Below are 19,180 nucleotides of genomic sequence, written 5' to 3'. Positions count from 1 at the left end.
ACTTCACTTTTTGGTTACTTTATGAGCACAACTGCCGTTCCAGCCTTGGACAAAACGTTTCAGATTTTAGATTTAATTACAGATAGCCCTCAACCATTAACTGCTGCTCATATTGCTAAGCAACTTGAGCTACCTCGTAGCTCAACCCACAATATCTTGCAAAGTCTGCTAACCAAACATGTCATCTATAAAGACGTTGATAATCGCTTTCATTTAGGCTCGTATCTAATGTATTGGGCGGGCAAGTACGAGCAGCAGCAAGGCGTCATCCAGTTATTTAAAGACCTTATTACGCAATATCCTGTGCTACTCCAACATACGGTGACGTTGTCAAAACTGGACTTGGGAGAAGTGGTATTTTTGGCGTGCCATGAATCACCCGCCCCGCTCGGCTTTACTTTCCGTGCGGGTGTGCGTGTGCCTGCAGTTTTCTCTGCCACGGGTAAAGCCATGCTCTCAACCATGTCGATGAACACCATAAAATCACTGTATGAGGATGTATTTCCTGAGCCATTGAACCACAACTGTGTGTCTGACTTTGAGTCATTGGCAACTGAAATGACCAAGATCAATAGTAGCCGCATCTCATTGGATGATGGGCAATTACGTGATGGCATGTATTGCTTAGGGACCTATATTCGTAATGCATCAGGTGTTGCGATTGCTGGTATGGCGGTGAGTTTTTTACAAGGAGAGTATGAAAGCAAACGCGAGGAAGTGAGTGCGGTCTTAATTGAGTTGGCAGAGCAAATTGAGCAGCGTTTGGGGTTAATTACTCATTCATAAGCAGTAGATGCAGGGTCTGTTACGACGAACCCTGTAACCAATTTTCTTGCTCCCCATTACTACTGAGTTTTTAGCTATATTAGCGCTACTCTGCAATAAACCCTGATAAAAATGCTTGCAAATTATCATTGAGCTTTTGAATATAATAGCCACCTTCAACCAAGACAATCAATGGCTTGTTTAGCGCTTTCATCCTTTGTGCCAACACCTTGAAGCCTTCCGTACTCACGGCGCATCTCGCTTCTGGGTCATTTTCATAAACATCAAACCCCAAAACATGAACGATAATATCAGGGTCAAATAGGATCATTGCCTCGATAGACTTATCAACATACTCAAAAAATCCCGCTTCATCGGTGCCATGTGGCATCGGGAAATTAATATTATAGCCTTCGCCCTCGCCTATACCTTTTTCAAATGCATGGCCAGTCACTGCTGGATAAAAGTTAACGGGGTCGCCATGTACTGAAGTATAAAGCACGTCTTTACGGTCATAGAATATTTCTTGAATACCCTGTCCATGGTGCATATCCGTATCGATAATGGCAATTTTTGCATATTTCTGGCGTAGATGTTCAGCGATGATGGCAGCGTTATTCAGATAACAAAATCCACCCGCTGCGCTTTTTCGAGCATGATGACCAGGCGGCCGTGAAAAGCAAAGCTGTATATGACTGTCAGCACGCTCTGTCTCTGACTTCTCATCATTTAACAGTGCTTCAGCCGCATTGAGTGCCGTTTGCGCAGACCAATAGATAGACGTCCAAGAATGCTCGCTGATGGGCGCACTGTCATCTGCCTGATACTTAGCTGCTTTTGCCATGATTCCAATACCCGGATTGTCATACGGCATAAAAATCCCCGTTTGCACCTGCGCGCCCAAGTTTTCCTCAACTGCCATCCATTCGTCATAGCCATGCTTGAGAAACTCGACATAACCAAAGTCATGAACCGCCAGTATTGGCGCGATGCCGATATCGGTGGCAGTAGTGATCTCTAGACCCAAAGCCACTGGCGCTTTTAAAAACTCGACCATACGTTCTGGTATTTCTAACGGCTCATGCATCTTTCCATAAGAAAAATAAGGTAACGGTCTATGCAGACTTAGGTTTTCATGGCTGTATATTTTCATGCTCAACATTCCTTGTTTGACACTACTGGTTTTACATTATTTGTTGTGTTACTGCTTTACTTAACGTTGCTTTGTTTAAGAAACTCCAGTTCCTAGCTATTATTTTTATCATTTTTCATTGTAAATATACGGCTGCCGACGCTACTTTAAACAATACCATCGGCTTTGAGCTTGGCGATCATCTCGCTGTCATAGCCCAAACCAGCAAGCGTACTGTCAGTATGTTCGCTCAATTGTGGTGGTGGCGTACGGTAAGTGACCGGTGATGCGGACAACTTAATAGGATTGCCAAGTGCTCTGACTGGACTGCCTTGCTCGGTGAAATTAACGATCATCTCACGTGCTTGCGCTTGCGGCATGGCCAAGGCCTCAGCTACGTTATGAATCGCACCGCATGGAATACCTGCTTGATCTAAAACTTCTAACCAATAAGTACGTGGTTGCTTGGCAAAATGCTTAGTCAGATCGCTGCACAGTAGCTCGCGATTAGCAACACGGTTAGGATTGGTCGTAAAACGTTCATCCATATGCCAATCGACTGCGAGCACGTCACACAGTTTGGCAAACTGACTGTCATTACCACAGGCTAAAATAAAATGCTGCTCGCCCTCGCCCACAAATACTTGATACGGCACGATATTAGGATGCTGATTGCCCAGTCTTGGCGGTATCTTATCTGAAGCCAAATGGTTCATACCGACATTGGCTAGCATGGCAAGTGCACTATCAAGCAATGCCACATCGACATGTTGTCCAAGTCCAGTATTTTGACGTGCCAGCAGTGCCGCTTGTATACCTATCGTTAGCTGCAAACCTGCAAACAAATCGACGACTGCCACGCCAACTTTGTGCGGTTCGCCATCACTAGGACCCGTGATACTCATCAGCCCTGACAATCCTTGGATAATATAATCATAACCGGGGCGCTTTGCATCTGGTCCTGTCTGCCCAAACCCCGTCAATGATGCATAGATCAGCCGCGGATTGTCTTGCTTTAGACTGTCATAATCTAAACCGTATTTTTTCAGACCACCGACTTTGAAGTTCTCAACCAAAATATCACTCTCAGCGATTAGCTGCTTAATGATTGTCTGCCCTGTTGCCGTAGTGATATCAACTGTCAGCGATTTTTTATTGCGGTTAATGGTAGCGTAATAAGCGGAGGTGTCATCGCTAAATGTTGGCGGTGCCCAATGACGCGTTTCATCACCGATATGAGGACGCTCAACCTTGATGACTTCGGCACCAAGATCAGCAAGTACTTGAGTACAAGAAGGGCCAGCCAGCACTCTCGACAAATCAAGCACCTTGATACCATGCAATGCGCCCTCTGGCATTTTAGCCATATCAGTCATAATATTCCCTTATTGTGTTGCGTATTTTTCAATCATAAAATTGTTCTTCATGATTTAGCTATTTAACCGTTAAATCATGAAGAACAACTGAAAAACGTACGCTACTGTTAATGCTCTTTTGATAAAAAGCTAAGCAGTAACATACGTCATAAAATACAGTTGTACCAAAAACTATTAGCTAAGAACGCTTAAAAGAACGCTTGAATGCCAGTCTGCGCACGGCCTAAGATAAGCGCGTGGATATCATGCGTCCCTTCATAAGTGTTAACAGCCTCTAAGTTCATCACGTGACGAATGATATGGAATTCATCAGAGATACCGTTACCGCCATGCATATCACGAGCGATACGAGCGATATCCAGTGCCTTACCGCAGTTATTACGTTTAATGAGTGAGATCATCTCAGGTGCTGCATTGTCCTCATCCATCAAACGACCCACGCGTAGCGCCGCTTGTAGACCTAACGTGATTTCAGTCTGCATATTAGCCAGCTTCAACTGTACCAGCTGCGTTGCCGCTAGCGGACGACCAAACTGCTTACGATCAAGCGTGTATTGACGGGCGGCTTTCCAGCAGAATTCAGCCGCACCCATCGAGCCCCAAGCGATACCATAACGGGCTTTATTTAAGCAGCCAAATGGTCCTTTTAGACCACGGATATCTGGGAAAGCATTGGCTTCAGGAACGAATACTTTGTCCATGACAATCTCACCCGTGACTGATGCACGTAATGAGAACTTACCTTCGATTTTCGGCGCAGATAATCCTTTCATGCCTTTGTCTAAAACAAAACCGCGAATCTCGCCAGCATCGTCTTTTGCCCATACGACAAATACATCAGCGATAGGACTGTTGGTGATCCACATTTTATTGCCAGTCAACTCATAACCGCCATCCACAGCGCGTGCACGCGTCGACATCGATGAAGGATCAGATCCTGAATCTGGCTCAGTCAGACCGAAGCAACCTACATACTCACCCGAAGCAAGCTTAGGCAAATAACGCTCTCTCTGCTCTTCAGTACCGTACGCCCAAATAGGATGCATAACCAAACTTGACTGTACGCTCATCGCTGAACGGTAGCCCGAATCAACGGCTTCCACTTCCTTGGCAATCAGACCATAGGCGACACTTGATAGACCTGCACAACCATAGCCCTCAATCGTGACACCAAGCAGACCCATTTCACCCATTTGACGCATGATATCACGATCAAAATTCTCGTTGCGATTGGCCTCAACAATGCCAGGCATCAGCTCTTTTTGAAAAAACTGACGGGCGCTGTCGGTGACCATGCGTTCTTCTTCAGTGAGCTGGTCACGTAATAAGAAAGGATCTTCCCAATCAAAGCGTGGGCTGGTAGATGTTGCCATGTAGATCTCCTTGGTATCAGTCATCCTGACTGACGAATTGTGATTAATAGATAGGTTTAGATAATAGGTTATTGACTTAATAATTCCGCTGTGCGAAACTTAGTTTCATAATTTAAAACCATTTAAGCAAACTTTCGCCGCGCTGTAAACCTTTATCCAAAAAAGATGAGTATAAAATGACAAAACCCTTATCAACAGCTACTCCGCTATTGGAACGAATGACGACCACGCTTGAGCAAAGCAAGGAAGATAATGATCGGCAGTTCGTCACAGCACTGGGTCGTGGACTGACGATACTCGCAGCATTTGAACATGATGATAGGCTCACTCATCAGCAATTGTGTCAGATGACAGATCTGCCAAAGGCAACCATTACTCGCCTTATCCATACCTTAACCATGCTTGGGTTTTTACGTGTCACTGAGCACGGACAGTATCAATTGGGCAGTAGTGCGGTACGTCTAAGTGCGACCGCGTGGAGTCGCCACGATATGGTCGCAGCGGCTGAGCCTTTACTGCGACAGTTTGCTAGTGAGAATGAAGTATCAGTGAATTTGGCGACCGAAGTCGAAGGAGAGATGCGCTATCACGCCTGCTGCCGTAGCCCTGCACGCCTATCGGTCAACTTACAGGTTGGCTCCGCCGTACCTGTTGCACGCACTGCCATTGGACGGGCTTTTTATGCGGCAAGCTCACAGGCGAGACAGGCTGTGATTGATAGTAATTTACAAGAACAATTATCTACCGAAAATTATAACCATGCACAAACTGCCCTAGCCAGTGCGGCAGAGCATTATGAGAAATATGGTTATACCGTGTCTGATGGGGAATTCTCTACTGATATATTGGCGGTAGCCATTGGCGTGTTTGATGTCGCGACTGGGCAATATACCTACTCGCTCAATGCCAGTGTGCCAAGTGCCAACTGGGAAGCGGATGACTATGCTGCCATGATAGTGCCAAAATTGCAGGCATTGGCTGAGCGGATTGGTGGTGGGGTTTAATACTGGCCTTAATTATTTATAGATAATAAAGCTTTGCGTAGCTTAAGATTTGTGCGCCGTATGAATGGCGACAATACCAAAACTTAATCTTTCAAAGCCAACCTTACTAAAACCAATATTACTGATCTCTTGCGCTAAATTTTCTGCACTCGGGAAATCCTTTACTCCTTTAAGTAAATACTGATACGCTGAGCTATCGCCACTAGTGGCTAGCCAACCAATGAGTGGCATCACTACTGACATGTAGCCTAAATACAATTTATGCAGCCAATTTAGAGGAATATTGGAGGCCTCTAAAATAACTAGCCTACCTCCAGATCTTAATACTCGATAAGCCTCGTGCAAGGCTTTATGCCTGTCACATATTTTTAGTCCTAAGGAGATAGACACTACGTCTTGGCTAGCGCTAGCAATCTGCCGCATGTTTTCTGCATCAAGCTGCATAAAAACAGTGTTGGCACTATAATCAGCTACTTTTTCCTTAGCCTTATCGAGCATTTGCAAGCTAATATCTGAGATAATAATTTGATGAGAGCTATCGATAGCGTTATTAGGCAGATTGTTATCAGCTAGGCGCTGCTGCAAAATCCGATAGACGATATCACCAGTGCCTGAGGCAACATCCAATAAATTCTGCCAAGAGGCATTAGCAATAATCTGCGCCACTCTACGTTTCCACAGCCTATGAATGCCTAAACTAAATAAGTCACACAGACTATCGTAGCGATTGGCAATACGACCAAATACATCGTCATCATTCGGGGTAAAATTAGCAGAGTTATTCATAGATTGGCTGCGCTTTGGGTAGGGTTAAGTTGAGAATATAATTACGGCTTATAAGTTTTTGCTATTTTTATAAATAGCATTACAAGCAATTTTGTGACCATAGCTCGGGTAAGACAGATAGCATCTTAGTTTCTTTTTTATATAGAATTCAAACTTATTAGTTCAATCGATTACCGGCATGGTCTATATAAAAATAGTCATTATCGATATGAACGGAGGCTTTTCCAGAATAAAACGTGAAAGAGCTATCATACTGATAGGGAATAACCAATTGTCCATCCTGATCAATGCTTCCCCATTTATCATCTTTCTCAACGGCGATCAGGCCTTCAAAAGAGATACTTGCGCCTTCATATTCAATTGGAATAATCAGCTCGCCTACTGCATTAATAAAACCGTATTTACCATCAACCTCTACCCTAGCAACGCCTTCAAAAAACTTTTCTATCTCGTCATAAATAAAGTCTGTAATCTGCTTACCAGAAGTATCAATTAAGGCATATTTATTGTCGTGTTTTACGATAGCTACACCATCTTGAAAGTCATTAACTTGATCGTAGATAAATGGCACGGCAACTTTGCCTGCTAAATCCAAATAACCAGACTTACTATTAATTTCTACGGGTACTCTACCGCTGTCATAATGCCCTAAACTTTCATAAATAAAAGGTATATGAATATTATTATTTTTGTCAATCATACCTCATTTGCCATCACGTATGACTGGTGCAAATCCTTCTTTAAAACTAAACGCAAATTGGTACACCATAGGAATTTGTAGTTTACCTTGAGCATTAATAAAACCAGAGACTCCGCTGCCAGGATCAAATAATACTTGCTGATTTCCTTTATATACAGCTCCTAAGCCTTCAGAAAAATCTGTTGCATTATCAAATATATAATCAGTGATAAATTCACCCTTCTTATTAATATAAGCTTTTTTTCCAGTCCCAAAGTCATATACGATTGCTAAACCCTCTGAAAACGAATCAATCAAATCGTATTGAGTTGGAATAACTTCAACACCATTTAGATCTACTGCTCCCCAATATGGAACACGTTCAACGACAGACATACTGTCTTGCATACAAAGTTTGATAGTATATTGATTGGACTCAAAAGGTGGGTATTTACAATACTCAACTTCCATACTAGCATAAGAAAAATGGCTATAACTCAATGCTAATAGCATTAATAATTTGATACCTTTCATACCTAACATGCCTAAATTCCTTTTTATTTCAGTATTGCATCAGCAAAAAAGTTGTAGAGCCTCAACTTAGCTCATCAAACCTCAGCCCAAATTTCAGCAGATATTTACGCAATCTATCGCTATCATTCGGGCTTTTTAGCTTATCGCGCGAACTCGCATATAGATAGCGCCCAGCCGCCGCTTGGTTTTTATGATTAATACAGATCTCAATCACATACGCCAGTTGCACCGCATCAAACGGATCAATAGTTGTCAGCATGTCTTCATCGAGATATTTTATTAAAATATTATAGCTACCCTGCTCAACGTTTTCGCTATCTAAAGTAGCACTTTCCTTACTTAAACTATTCAAGCCATTCAAGCCGTCAGGCAATTCCCAAAGATGCGTTAAGCGTTCAATCTCCGCTTGCACATCATCATTGCGAATCACTTTACTTTCAGCCAGCGTGGTCAGACGAATCATACTGGCGGTCAAATCACGAAAGTTCCCTTGCCATGTCGCATCCGCACTCATCGCAAAAGCTTCATACAACTGCCTTGCTTCTGACGTAAATCGATACTGCTGCTGTTGTTCGCTACCCAAGCGCGCTAGCTCATAATCGATATTGGCTGGTAAATCTTCCAACCTATCTTTGAGTGATGGCAGAAAGAACGTCCATGTATTAAGACGCGCAAATAAATCTGCCCGAAACTCGCCATTAGCGACCGCTTGCCGCAAGTCTTTATTGGTGCCTGCCATTAGCTGAAACGACACGCTAATCGGCGTATCACTACCGAGCGGATAAAAGCGCTGCTCCTCCAGTGCGGTTAATAGCATCGCTTGCTCATCAAGCCCCAACTCACCGATTTCATCTAAAAACAACAATCCACCATCAGCTGATTTTAGCAGCCCATCTCGACTCGTCGCAGCGCCCGTAAATGCCCCCTTGACATGACCAAATAACACACTCATGGCAGTGTCACCACGCAGCGTGGCGCAGTTGACCTCGACGAATTGTTCAAGCGTGTTTTTGCCTTGCGTGCTGATAGCTTTCGCTTTTTTGAGCGCGTAAATTTGGCCTGCCAGTTGCGACTTGCCCGCCCCTGTTGCGCCCATCAATAGTATGGGTGCAGTTGAGCGGGTGGCGACCTTTTCGATATCGGAGATGAGCTTTTGATAAGCGGCATTTTGAGTGACTAGATTGGCTTGCAAGGTTTGCCAATGTTGCTGTTTTTCTGCTTCAAAACGTTCACGCAAGCCATCATAGCGCGAGACGTCCAAATCAATCACTTGATAGCGCCCTTGCGGATCGGCTTGGTCAGGTCTTGGGCAAGGAGAAGTCTGAATCAAGTCAGCAGGTATAAAGCCTGCTTCTACCAATAAAAACCAGCAAATCTGCGCAACGTGCGTACCTGTGGTCAGATGCAGCAAGTAATCGGTACTATCCTGAAAATCAAACCCTGCAGCAAAGTCATACAGCTCAGCATAAACGTCTGCAAAATCCCACGGACTAATCAATGCCACATGATGACCAATAACGGTAGTGTTCGGACTAACTTGTGCCACGTCATCGACAATGATTTTAAATAGGCGCTTATCGCGCTTGCTATATAAGATATGCAGCTCATCAACGAGCAGCTCATCATGCAACCCTAGACTCACTGTTGGACGCCATCTTTGCCAACGCTTATCATTAAAGCCATTATCTAAAGTAGTGCCAAGGAAGCCGATGACGGCTGTTTTGTTAGACATAAGGTTCAATCATCCAAAATATTGGTGCATGTACGAAAATTTAGTATGAGCGTTATAGGATAAAAATATTAATATATAGAATAAATACTATATTAATAGAATATTTTATAAATTTATTTTTCAATATTTTCACTAACCTACTTTAGATGTATAAAAATAATATTATTTAAAGCATTAATATCAAATACTTACGATTATATTTTGAGTATATCAAAAACTTGGCACGCCCTTAGCATTATATAAAGTAAGCATCATCTTTCATAATAAACAAACTTTGCACTGCTAAGGACAACGACATGCAACCAACCACTCATAACATCATTCAAGACGGTGGAACGCCGATTAGACTTTGGACCAAGGGCGTGCCTGTTGATCCAAAAGCGCACGACCAATTGATCAAAGCCTCAAAAATGCCTTTTGTATATAAATGGCTTGCGGTGATGCCCGATGTGCATGTCGGTATTGGCGCGACTATCGGTACGGTATTGCCAACCAAAGAAGCGATTATTCCAGCGGCAGTTGGCGTCGATATTGGCTGCGGAATGATGGCTGTACAAACCACCCTAACCGCAAACGATTTGCCAGATAGCTTGCTTGGTCTGCGTACCGAACTAGAAAAAGCCATTCCACATGGTCGTAGTAAAACGCGTGGTCGCGGGTCACGCCGCGATGTCGGCGCATGGGCAAACCCTGATGATACCGTAATGAACGGTTGGGGAACGCTGGTTGATGACTTTAATTATATAACCCAAAAGCACCCTCGCCTAAAAAATACCAATAACCTTAATCATTTGGGTACGCTGGGTACGGGGAATCATTTCGTCGAGGTGTGCCTTGATGAAACCAATCAAGTTTGGATCATGCTGCACTCAGGCTCACGCGGTGTGGGTAATGCTATTGGTCGCTACTTTATTGAGCTGGCACGTGAGGACATGCGCAAGTGGTTTATCAACTTGCCAGATAAAGATTTGGCCTACTTTGCCGAGGGTACAGAGCATTTCGATGATTATTGGTTTGCGGTTGGTTGGGCGCAGCGTTTTGCCTTTAAAAACCGCGAAATCATGATGGAAAAAGCCATCAAAGCGCTACGCCACATCATACCTAAGCCTTTTGATGCAGCCGTAAAAGCGGTGAACTGTCATCATAACTATGTGGAAAAAGAGCAACATTATGGCGAGGAAGTATTTGTGACCCGCAAAGGCGCAGTACGGGCTCGCGTTGGTGAGTACGGCATCATTCCGGGGTCAATGGGTGCCAAATCGTTCATCGTGCGCGGTAAAGGAAACGAAGAATCGTTTTGCTCTTGCTCGCATGGTGCAGGTCGTATCATGTCACGTACCGAAGCCAAAAAGGTATTTACGGTCGCCGATCAAATTGCACAGACTGCGGGCGTAGAATGCCGAAAGGACGCGGATGTGATTGATGAGATTCCAGCGGCTTATAAAAATATTGATGATGTGATGCAAGCGCAAAGTGATTTGGTAGAAGTGGTACATACCTTGCGTCAGGTGGTGTGTGTTAAGGGCTAATTTACTTCGAAATATTTACTTTTAGCATAACCTTTTAATATAAACGATATGGAATTATCAATGAAAACAATCAACTACTTATCCCCTGAGCGTTTAGCACTTTTGCCTGAGAATTATTATTTAGCACATGAATTTTGTTTTTATTTACATGATTCCGTTGTAAGTACTTTAGTCCAATATGAGCAAGCTGGTATACATAACACCGTCAAAGATGCTATTGAAGAAGTAATAAACACAGAAGGATTAGAGGATAAATTTGAAGGTAAAAATTTACTAGATATGCTTAGAGATAACGAAAACACATTTGAGTTATATAAGAAGCATTTGCTAGGTCATTTAGTTTTAGCCCTTGCATCAGATATGTTGCATTTTCTGTATGAAGCGATGACGAGCATTGAGAAGAGAAAGTTTTCAGTAGGATTTTCTCTATTTAGAAAACCATTTAAAGAAAACTTATTCTTACTTTCATGGATCTTAGCTGATGAAGATGACTTTATTAAAAGATTTGAATCAGATAATTTCAAAAGCTTTAAACTACCTAGTAGTGAAGAGAAAAAAGAAATTATTGCGAAAGCCATTTCAAAACTGCATACAAAAGACACCTTTGACGAAGAGCTGATCTGGAACTTTATCTACTCTAAGCAACATGAAAACGGTTTTGAACCTACTTGGCAAAGAGCAACTCATTTGACAACTTCAATGGGTAAACTACTAAAGACTGAAGACTTATCTTTTAATTTTATATTTGAAAATGCAGATGATGATTTCTATTTTAACTTTCTAGAAGATGGACTACCATATTTAATGTTCTATATGTCACAAGTTAGTTTGGCTTGCTTTGATAAAGTACATAATCTCAATGAAAAAACGGTCAATCATCTAATTATGACAAGTTATGGAGTATTCGAGTCTCTATACAAAAATCAAGAAGAGTCAAAGGTAATGAATAATATACAGAAAATGTTTGATAAATTTCTGATATGTGTACATTGTCAATCGAAGTTCACTATAGCTAAAGATGATTTTGCATCTCTTCTAATTGAAGAACAATTTGAATGCTCTAAGTGCAAGCTAGATAACCAATTCCCATTTTATTGGTTATTAGCACAAACTAATTGGTCGTTTAAAGAATAAATTCGGAGTAAAAAATGAAACTCGCAGAAGCTCTACTTATCCGTAGCGATATGCAAAAGAAGCTAGCTCAGATTAAGGGCCGTATCAACGCCAATATCAAAGTGCAAGAAGGCGATACGCCATCTGAGGATCCAAATGCATTGATGGTTGATGCCAGCCAAATCATCAATGAATGGTCAAACCTAATTGAACGCATTCACCGTACCAATGCAATTGCAAAGACGGATAAAGGTCAATCGATGCTAACGCTGTTGGTAGAGCGCGATACCTTAGAGATGCGCCATAAACTATTGATCGATGCCATATCAGCCACGCATACCGAAACAGACCGTTATAGCCATCGTGAGATTAAATATAATGTCATGGTGTCGGTCGCTAGTTTACAGAAGCAAGCGGATGATATTGCCATGAAACTGCGGCAAATCAATATTGTGATTCAGTCCAATAACTGGCAAATCGATTTAGCAGAATAGTTTCTTTTAAATCACTACTTTTAAATGACTACTTTTATAGTGGAATGACTATAGAACACCCTTTTGGAACCGACTGGGCGAGTGTTAAGACCCCGCACTCCACAACAGGGGGTTGAACAAATACTGCAGTGGCTACTTGACGTTGCGGGCAAACGTCTTTTTTACTATTCACGCCCCTACTCGTCACTTGTTACACAGCACTATTTAGACCTTATCACCAGACACTGACAGTCGGTTTCAATCTTATTTTTAAAGCCATTGATCATAAGCCATGTGGAAATTTTAGTTAAAACTCGTCTTCCTGACGCATAATCGTTATCTAAAAAGGGCGACTTTAATACCCCTAAAAGAATATAGATACGGTAGACTAAGATGTGCGTGGCATGTGACCACAGCGCAGATTTATAAGCACTTTCACATTGAAAAACTTGATAATGACTTTTATATGAGGAAATACCCATGTTAAATATGAACGATATGTTAGGCGCCGTAACTGGTGGTGATAACGATGAAAACGGCCTATCAGGCTTGATCGACAGCGCAAAAAATATCAGCAGCGAAGACATACAAAGATACCAAAGCATGTCAAAAGCTGAGCTATTAGATGAGATCAAAAACTCTGAACACAGCGCAGCCGTCGTAACATTTATCAAAGAGTTATTAGCGAAAAAATTCAACAGCTAATCGTTGATCTCTAAAGCTAAACTTTGATTGATTGATCAACAGGGCCTAAAAAATATGCGTCATACCATATTTTTTAGGCTCTTTTATTTGATAATAATTGATAGCAACTTAAGCACGCACGATAAAATAATCATATCCCGCTTTACAAAAAATTAAACTTTGAGAGTGTACCAATGAGCTTTATGCCCAACCAAAGCGCCAGTAATGCCAGTGCCCATACTGCGAGCACCAAGCGTGCGACCCTAAAAATAGATGGCAGCACTGGCGAAGGTGGCGGACAAATCATTCGTACCGCTCTCTCATTATCGATGCTGACAGGCATACCCATCGAAATGACCAATATCCGCGCTGGGCGAGCCAAACCTGGGTTGATGCGTCAACACCTGATGTGCGTACAAGCCTCGCAGCAAATATCAAATGCCGCTGTGACAGGTGCAGCGTTGGGCAGCACATCGTTTCGCTTTGCCCCTAATGTTATCAAATCAGGTGACTATAACTTTAATATTGGTTCAGCTGGCAGTACCAGTCTTGTGTTACAAACGCTACTCCCTGCCCTGCTTTTTGCCAATACAGATCAAAACGTTCATTCAACCGTGAGTATAAAAGGCGGTACGCATAATCCATTAGCGCCAACCACGGACTTTTTGCAACACGCATTCGTCCCTGCTTTAACGAAATTAGGCATGCAAATTGATATTAAATGTGTGCAAGCAGGCTTTGCGCCCATTGGTGGCGGCGTGATTAAAGCAACCATTACACCGTTTATGCGCCGTGCTGATTCCAAGCCACTACACCTAACCGAACGTGGAGCGTTAACAAATATCGCATTAGTAGCCAGTGTCCTAAATTTAGAATATGACATTGGCAAACGTGAACTTGCCAGCGCTAAATCCGTACTGCTTGAAAGCGGAGTAGATGGCGCACTTATTACCACCAAAGCCAATAAGCTAGACGGTATCGGTGAAGGCAATACTTGCTATGCACAAGTCACTCATAATTTTGGCGATCATCTGCATCACGAAATATTTACGCTACTGGGCGAAAAACGCACGTCAGCTGAGAAAATAGGCAATCGACTAGCAGGCTTGGTTAAACGTTATCTCTTTAAAACCAATGCGCTGGTTGATGAGTACTTAACAGACCAGTTGCTATTGCCACTGGCATTATCTGGTGGTGGCGAGTTTACCGCTCGAGTCATCAGCCAACATACCGAAACCCAAGCATGGTTAATTGAACAGTTTTTGCCCGTTGACATTAAGTTTGAGGCGATTGATGAGCAGAAAACTTTGGTACGAGTGATTTGTTGAGAAAGTCATGGCACAATCATACCTTACTCAATTATCGCTAAGCCGTGATATCATAACCGTACAATATGCGCGTTAATTATAAGTTAAGATAAATATTATTTGCTCTCAACATCATACGTATTGATGCTTGAGACATATTCTTTTTATCTGTTATATATAATTACCGCGTTTTTTAATTTCCATGTTTTATTACCGAGCCTCGCTATGCCCCAATCTCGTACCAATCTAAATCCCGAACCAAAAAGTAATTCGCCCTATTTAATCGGTGTACTGTTGCGCTACAGCACCTTTGCCGCAGCCGTTTTTCTGTTTTTAGCAGGGTTATTATTGCTGAACTGGTGGCTGATTCTCATTGGTGGATTTGGGGTAGCTTTGGGCATTTACGATGTCATTCAATCCAAGCATGCCATCTTAAATAACTACCCTATCGCAGGTCATGTCCGCTATGTGTTGGAAGACTTTCGCCCTGAGATTCGTCAATACTTGCTCGAGGATGATAAAGAACAAGTACCGTTTTCGCGCCAGCAGCGTGCTTTGGTCTATCAGCGTGCTAAGAACGTCAGTGATACCAATGCGTTTGGTACGCTAGATGACCTATATGCGCATGGCAAAGAGTGGTTTTTACAATCAGCGGTCAGCCAACCTCTAGAGAATAAAGACTTTAAAATCATGGTTGGTGGTGAACGTTGTCAGCAGCCGCATGAGATGTCGGTATTCAATATCTCAGCGATGAGCTTTGGTAGCTTGTCTGCCAACGCTATTATGGCACTCAATCAAGGTGCTAAAATAGGCGGCTTTACGCATGACACAGGTGAAGGTGCTATCAGCCCTCATCATCGTAAGTTCGGTGGCGATTTGATTTGGGAATTGGGTACGGGTTATTTCGGTTGCCGCGATGCCAATGGCGATTTTGATGCACAGTCTTTTGCAGAAAAAGCCGTTGATCCGCAAGTCAAAATGATCGAGATAAAGCTATCGCAAGGCGCTAAGCCGGGTAAAGGCGGCGTGCTACCAGCGGAGAAAATCACCCAAGAGATTGCTGACACGCGTCAAGTACCGCTTGGTCAAGATTGCATTTCACCCTCTTCACATACCGCTTTTAGTACCCCGCGTGAGCTCGTGGCGTTTTGGCAGCAGTTACGTGAACTATCTGGTGGCAAACCTGTTGGCTTCAAACTTTGTATTGGTCAGCCATGGCAGTTTATGGCGATTGTCAAAGCCATGATTGAGATGGATAACTATCCTGATTTTATCGTCATTGATGGTGCTGAGGGTGGTACAGGTGCGGCACCTGTCGAGTTTATGGACAATGTCGGTATGCCAATGGTTGATGGGTTTTTGTTGGTTCATAACACCTTAGTTGGCGCAGGTATTCGTGACAAGGTTAGACTAGGCGTAAGTGGCAAAATCGTCTCTGGCTTTGATATTGCTCGTATGATTGCCTTGGGTGCAGACTGGTGTAACTCGGCACGTGGCTTTATGTTTGCCGTCGGTTGTATCCAGTCGCGCTCTTGTCATACCAACACTTGCCCGACCGGTGTAGCGACTCAAGATCCTTATCGCCAAAAAGCGCTTGATGTCCCAAGTAAAGCCGAGCGCGTTGCAAGCTTCCATAAGAATACGCTAAAATCACTTGCTAGTATCGTAGGCGCAGTCGGTTTACAGCATCCAAGCCAGCTACAGCCTTACCATATTGCGCGTCGTTTAGAAGATGGACAAATCAAACTGTTATCGAAGTTCTTTTATTTCACCGATAGAGGTGCATTACTTGATCAAAGTGCCCGTGCAGACGTGTTTAATCAGATGTGGGTGATGTCGACAGCGGATAGCTTCCTTGCCGATAATGACGCATTGATTGCCTACAATAAGGACTCGCGAGATACAGGCAAACAAACGCAAGCGCCAACTTTAAAAGCGGGCGATCAAGCAACAAACGATCAAGCAAACAATAATACTACTGGTATCATGATGGGCAATGTCAATAATACCTTTCGCGACTTTCCACCTAACAGTGAGTAAGCATTAGCGATTCATCATCGGTGAGCCATGACCACTGATATCTCTTTCCTTATGATAAAAGACCCATAATTAATGCCAAGTTTTTCTCATACTTTACCTTTATGCACAGTCGCCCTGCTCTCATTTAGTATCAGCGCTTGCCAGCCGATAGATACTACTGCCACTCATAGCGACACAGAAAACTGGTCGTGCCAGTCTCAGGATGCCCCTTTTTCTTATAGTGCCTGTCGTATTAAAGCGGAAGCATTGATTGATGGCCGTTACTCATTAAAGTTGTTTTGGCAACAGTCTGAGAGTGATCAGCCCTTGCTAACTTTTGATAATTTGATGTCGACATTACCAAGCAATCAAGCGCTTAGCTTTGCCATGAATGCGGGTATGTACAATAAAGACTATGCACCGATTGGCTACACCATCATTGAAGGTAAAGAAGTTCGTGCATTAAACCTCAACGAAGGCGGCGGTAATTTTCACCTGCTACCCAATGGGGTCATGTGGTGGGATAAGTCTGGGAAGGTACAGATTACAGGAAGTAATGCCTTAAATGAGTTACTTACAGAGGATAAAGCGCAGCCTTGGTATGCCACCCAATCAGGCCCTATGCTGGTCATCAATAATGAGATACATCCACAGTTCAAACCTGATAGCACCTCACTTAAGATTCGTAATGGTGCAGGCGTGTGTGATGATGGCAGCATACAGTTTGTGAATAGCGATGAACCCGTCACGTTTTATCAATTTGCATCCCTATTTAAAGACAACTTAAGCTGCCCGAATGCACTGTTTTTAGATGGCGGAATTGCATCGGCATTATATGCACCTAGCATTGATAAGCATGATAAAAAAGAGATGGGTGTGATGATTGGTGTGGTTGAAAATAAAGAGTAATACGCATCTACATTTCAATATTAATGCCCAACTCCTTACCTCTTCTCATATTACATTGCACAAAAAGCACTTAGCATGATTATTTCACGCTAAGTGCTTTTTTATAAACGTTTATTTTTAATATTATAGGCAAAGAACTCTAAAATGGGTACAAGACAGCCGACTGCAGATTGTACAAATAGTACATCTAAGGAAGGTAACGCCGTAACGGTTTAGTAGTTCACCGACTATATGTTAAAAACTTAACCACCCAAGCTCATTTTAGGGCCAAACGGTTCATAATGGACACTATCGACACCATGATCTAATCCCACTAACCCATCAATCATACTTTCCATAAATGGCATTGATCCACATACATAGATATCGGCAGGCTTAGGCAATGTTTCAAGCCATGCAGCATCTAATAGCTGTCCAGACTCAAAGTAAAAAATATGCTTTTCTACGCGCTCAGCCTGTTCAAGCAGTTCATTTACCTGAGCAGAAAAAGCATGATGTGTGGCATTTTGGCACGCATAAACCCAAACAATAGGTCGTTTCGGATTGGCCAGTACTTGTGCCTCTAGCATAGACAGCACAGGTGTTACCCCCACACCGGCACTCATCAATACCAACGGAATCTCATTTTGCTGTACCAAATCTTGATTAAGCGCGAAGTCACCAGCTGGAGCCGATAATAAAACCGTGTCACCCACTTCTAATTGGTCGTGCATATAGTTAGAGACCAAGCCATGATGCTCATTGCGGTTGTCACGTCGAACAGCGAACTGAATGCCTGTCTCGGTACTGGCAGAGTATAAAGAATAATGACGCAGCGCAATATGATCGCTGTCTGCTGGATCTGTTTTCACCGTAATATATTGACCAGCGGTTAACTTCAATTTACTCAGGTTAATATCTTGATTACTGTCTTCATTATCGTTCACTGGCACTACCGTAAAGGCTGCGATATCCGTAGCAGCCGCTACCTTTTCAGTCACTATAAAAGGCGCAAACCCTTGCCACATCGCCTCTTTATACATGCCATGTTCAATCTGAATAAATACCGAAGCGATCTCATCATAGGCTTCTGTCCAAGCGTTGATGATGTCATCAGTAGCCGCCTCTCCTAGCACTTCTTTTATCGCACCGATCAAATGCTTACCGACGATAGGATAATGCTCAGGCAAAATCTGTAACGCTCTATGTTTATGGCTAATCTGAGTCACTTGCGGCAATAGCGTGGCCAACTTATCCAAATGCTTGGCAGCGGCTAATACTGTTGTAGCCAGTGCGGTCTGTTGACGTCCTAGTTTTTGATTGGTCTCATTAAAAATATCTAACAGCTCAGGATGCTCATTAAACATGTTTCTATAAAATACGGTGGTAATCGCAACGCCATGTTCTTCAAGTACAGGAACGGTTGCTGTGACGATTTCTAATGTTTTTGGTGAAGCCATGTTGTTTCTCAGTGTGTGGTCGAATTGATATATTAAAAAACAGGAGATAAGAATCTTTAAGTAAATATCTTAAATAAGAACACTTATAAGATTCATTTAAAATGAATGTTATCATGTTTTACTCAGCATACCAATGCCGAATTGTCATATTGCTTATTTTTAAACAAAAAAAGCAGCCGTTATGTTGTCATAACGGCTGCTTTCATAAGGATTCAATCAGACTTAATAGATTTTATAAGTGATAGTCGATTCAATATAATTTGGATACAAGGAAGGCGAGTGAAAGTACTACAAGTAGTAGACTGACACCGTATCCAGTTGATAGA

The 19,180-nt window shown here is 42.7% G+C and carries 17 protein-coding genes; 9 read left to right on the top strand and 8 right to left on the bottom strand.

From position 1 onward, the window contains the following. Positions 1-21: 21 nt before the first annotated feature. Positions 22-786, top strand: coding sequence for an IclR family transcriptional regulator (locus AAEY75_RS08880; RefSeq protein WP_201550558.1), 765 nt, complete (start codon positions 22-24; stop codon positions 784-786). A gap of 85 nt (positions 787-871) precedes the next feature. On the opposite strand, the gene AAEY75_RS08875 is transcribed toward AAEY75_RS08880, so the two are convergent. The 3 genes from AAEY75_RS08875 to AAEY75_RS08865 form a co-directional block, all read right to left on the bottom strand. Further along, complete coding sequence (locus AAEY75_RS08875) at positions 872-1,918, bottom strand: histone deacetylase family protein (protein ID WP_352259386.1); 1,047 nt, start codon at positions 1,916-1,918, stop codon at positions 872-874. Positions 1,919-2,064: 146 nt separating this feature from the next. Continuing rightward, positions 2,065-3,273: a CaiB/BaiF CoA transferase family protein gene (locus AAEY75_RS08870; RefSeq protein WP_352259385.1), complete on the bottom strand. Its 1,209-nt coding sequence runs from the start codon at positions 3,271-3,273 to the stop codon at positions 2,065-2,067. Positions 3,274-3,461: 188 nt separating this feature from the next. Further along, a complete protein-coding gene (locus AAEY75_RS08865; protein WP_352259384.1) occupies positions 3,462-4,646 on the bottom strand; it encodes an acyl-CoA dehydrogenase in 1,185 nt (394 codons plus the stop codon). A 176-nt stretch (positions 4,647-4,822) separates the two neighbouring features. Between AAEY75_RS08865 and AAEY75_RS08860 the strand changes: the two genes are divergently transcribed. Beyond that, complete coding sequence (locus AAEY75_RS08860) at positions 4,823-5,650, top strand: IclR family transcriptional regulator (protein ID WP_352259383.1); 828 nt, start codon at positions 4,823-4,825, stop codon at positions 5,648-5,650. Between the two features lie 42 nt (positions 5,651-5,692). On the opposite strand, the gene AAEY75_RS08855 is transcribed toward AAEY75_RS08860, so the two are convergent. From AAEY75_RS08855 to rtcR, 4 genes are all read right to left on the bottom strand, one after another. After that, positions 5,693-6,436, bottom strand: coding sequence for a ubiquinone/menaquinone biosynthesis methyltransferase (locus AAEY75_RS08855; RefSeq protein WP_352259382.1), 744 nt, complete (start codon positions 6,434-6,436; stop codon positions 5,693-5,695). A 157-nt stretch (positions 6,437-6,593) separates the two neighbouring features. Then, positions 6,594-7,136, bottom strand: a complete 543-nt coding sequence (locus AAEY75_RS08850) for a WG repeat-containing protein (protein ID WP_352259381.1) — start codon at positions 7,134-7,136, stop codon at positions 6,594-6,596. A 3-nt stretch (positions 7,137-7,139) separates the two neighbouring features. Then, positions 7,140-7,658 (bottom strand): WG repeat-containing protein, encoded by a 519-nt coding sequence (locus tag AAEY75_RS08845; RefSeq protein WP_352259380.1) that lies wholly within the window; start codon positions 7,656-7,658, stop codon positions 7,140-7,142. Positions 7,659-7,710: 52 nt separating this feature from the next. Next, positions 7,711-9,381, bottom strand: a complete 1,671-nt coding sequence (gene rtcR, locus AAEY75_RS08840) for an RNA repair transcriptional activator RtcR (protein ID WP_352259379.1) — start codon at positions 9,379-9,381, stop codon at positions 7,711-7,713. Positions 9,382-9,677: 296 nt separating this feature from the next. Between rtcR and AAEY75_RS08835 the strand changes: the two genes are divergently transcribed. From AAEY75_RS08835 to AAEY75_RS08805, 7 genes are all read left to right on the top strand, one after another. Further along, entirely contained in the window at positions 9,678-10,910 is a 1,233-nt protein-coding gene (locus AAEY75_RS08835) for an RtcB family protein (protein ID WP_352259378.1), read from the top strand. Positions 10,911-10,970: 60 nt separating this feature from the next. Then, positions 10,971-12,044, top strand: a complete 1,074-nt coding sequence (locus AAEY75_RS08830; RefSeq protein WP_352259377.1) for a hypothetical protein — start codon at positions 10,971-10,973, stop codon at positions 12,042-12,044. A 14-nt stretch (positions 12,045-12,058) separates the two neighbouring features. Beyond that, positions 12,059-12,517 carry a DIP1984 family protein gene (locus AAEY75_RS08825; protein WP_352259376.1) on the top strand — a complete coding sequence of 153 codons (459 nt, stop codon included), beginning with the start codon at positions 12,059-12,061 and terminating at the stop codon, positions 12,515-12,517. A gap of 459 nt (positions 12,518-12,976) precedes the next feature. Beyond that, a complete protein-coding gene (locus AAEY75_RS08820; protein WP_194197284.1) occupies positions 12,977-13,201 on the top strand; it encodes a hypothetical protein in 225 nt (74 codons plus the stop codon). A gap of 182 nt (positions 13,202-13,383) precedes the next feature. Further along, the gene (gene rtcA, locus AAEY75_RS08815) at positions 13,384-14,508 is read left to right on the top strand and encodes an RNA 3'-terminal phosphate cyclase (RefSeq protein ID WP_352259375.1); all 1,125 of its coding nucleotides are present in this window, start codon (positions 13,384-13,386) and stop codon (positions 14,506-14,508) included. Positions 14,509-14,712: 204 nt separating this feature from the next. Beyond that, the gene (locus AAEY75_RS08810) at positions 14,713-16,527 is read left to right on the top strand and encodes an FMN-binding glutamate synthase family protein (protein ID WP_197217668.1); all 1,815 of its coding nucleotides are present in this window, start codon (positions 14,713-14,715) and stop codon (positions 16,525-16,527) included. A 72-nt stretch (positions 16,528-16,599) separates the two neighbouring features. Then, complete coding sequence (locus AAEY75_RS08805; RefSeq protein ID WP_197217666.1) at positions 16,600-17,415, top strand: phosphodiester glycosidase family protein; 816 nt, start codon at positions 16,600-16,602, stop codon at positions 17,413-17,415. A 242-nt stretch (positions 17,416-17,657) separates the two neighbouring features. On the opposite strand, the gene AAEY75_RS08800 is transcribed toward AAEY75_RS08805, so the two are convergent. Then, positions 17,658-18,854, bottom strand: a complete 1,197-nt coding sequence (locus tag AAEY75_RS08800; protein WP_197217664.1) for a globin domain-containing protein — start codon at positions 18,852-18,854, stop codon at positions 17,658-17,660. Positions 18,855-19,180: the final 326 nt, after the last annotated feature.

It is taken from the genome of Psychrobacter sp. TB55-MNA-CIBAN-0194 (assembly GCF_040309505.1).
Taxonomy (GTDB): domain Bacteria; phylum Pseudomonadota; class Gammaproteobacteria; order Pseudomonadales; family Moraxellaceae; genus Psychrobacter; species Psychrobacter fozii.
The sequence above is the reverse complement of the archived record's forward strand: the minus strand, read 5'-3'. Positions and strand labels throughout refer to the sequence as shown.

What these genes read in the sequence shown, in the direction of transcription:
- AAEY75_RS08880 (WP_201550558.1), top strand. Translation starts at nt 22, where the DNA reads ATGAGCACAACTGCCGTTCCAGCCTTGGACAAAACGTTTCAGATTTTA.
- AAEY75_RS08875 (WP_352259386.1), bottom strand. Translation starts at nt 1,918, where the DNA reads ATGAAAATATACAGCCATGAAAACCTAAGTCTGCATAGACCGTTACCT.
- AAEY75_RS08870 (WP_352259385.1), bottom strand. Translation starts at nt 3,273, where the DNA reads ATGACTGATATGGCTAAAATGCCAGAGGGCGCATTGCATGGTATCAAG.
- AAEY75_RS08865 (WP_352259384.1), bottom strand. Translation starts at nt 4,646, where the DNA reads ATGGCAACATCTACCAGCCCACGCTTTGATTGGGAAGATCCTTTCTTA.
- AAEY75_RS08860 (WP_352259383.1), top strand. Translation starts at nt 4,823, where the DNA reads ATGACAAAACCCTTATCAACAGCTACTCCGCTATTGGAACGAATGACG.
- AAEY75_RS08855 (WP_352259382.1), bottom strand. Translation starts at nt 6,436, where the DNA reads ATGAATAACTCTGCTAATTTTACCCCGAATGATGACGATGTATTTGGT.
- AAEY75_RS08850 (WP_352259381.1), bottom strand. Translation starts at nt 7,136, where the DNA reads ATGATTGACAAAAATAATAATATTCATATACCTTTTATTTATGAAAGT.
- AAEY75_RS08845 (WP_352259380.1), bottom strand. Translation starts at nt 7,658, where the DNA reads ATGTTAGGTATGAAAGGTATCAAATTATTAATGCTATTAGCATTGAGT.
- rtcR (WP_352259379.1), bottom strand. Translation starts at nt 9,381, where the DNA reads ATGTCTAACAAAACAGCCGTCATCGGCTTCCTTGGCACTACTTTAGAT.
- AAEY75_RS08835 (WP_352259378.1), top strand. Translation starts at nt 9,678, where the DNA reads ATGCAACCAACCACTCATAACATCATTCAAGACGGTGGAACGCCGATT.
- AAEY75_RS08830 (WP_352259377.1), top strand. Translation starts at nt 10,971, where the DNA reads ATGAAAACAATCAACTACTTATCCCCTGAGCGTTTAGCACTTTTGCCT.
- AAEY75_RS08825 (WP_352259376.1), top strand. Translation starts at nt 12,059, where the DNA reads ATGAAACTCGCAGAAGCTCTACTTATCCGTAGCGATATGCAAAAGAAG.
- AAEY75_RS08820 (WP_194197284.1), top strand. Translation starts at nt 12,977, where the DNA reads ATGTTAAATATGAACGATATGTTAGGCGCCGTAACTGGTGGTGATAAC.
- rtcA (WP_352259375.1), top strand. Translation starts at nt 13,384, where the DNA reads ATGCCCAACCAAAGCGCCAGTAATGCCAGTGCCCATACTGCGAGCACC.
- AAEY75_RS08810 (WP_197217668.1), top strand. Translation starts at nt 14,713, where the DNA reads ATGCCCCAATCTCGTACCAATCTAAATCCCGAACCAAAAAGTAATTCG.
- AAEY75_RS08805 (WP_197217666.1), top strand. Translation starts at nt 16,600, where the DNA reads ATGCCAAGTTTTTCTCATACTTTACCTTTATGCACAGTCGCCCTGCTC.
- AAEY75_RS08800 (WP_197217664.1), bottom strand. Translation starts at nt 18,854, where the DNA reads ATGGCTTCACCAAAAACATTAGAAATCGTCACAGCAACCGTTCCTGTA.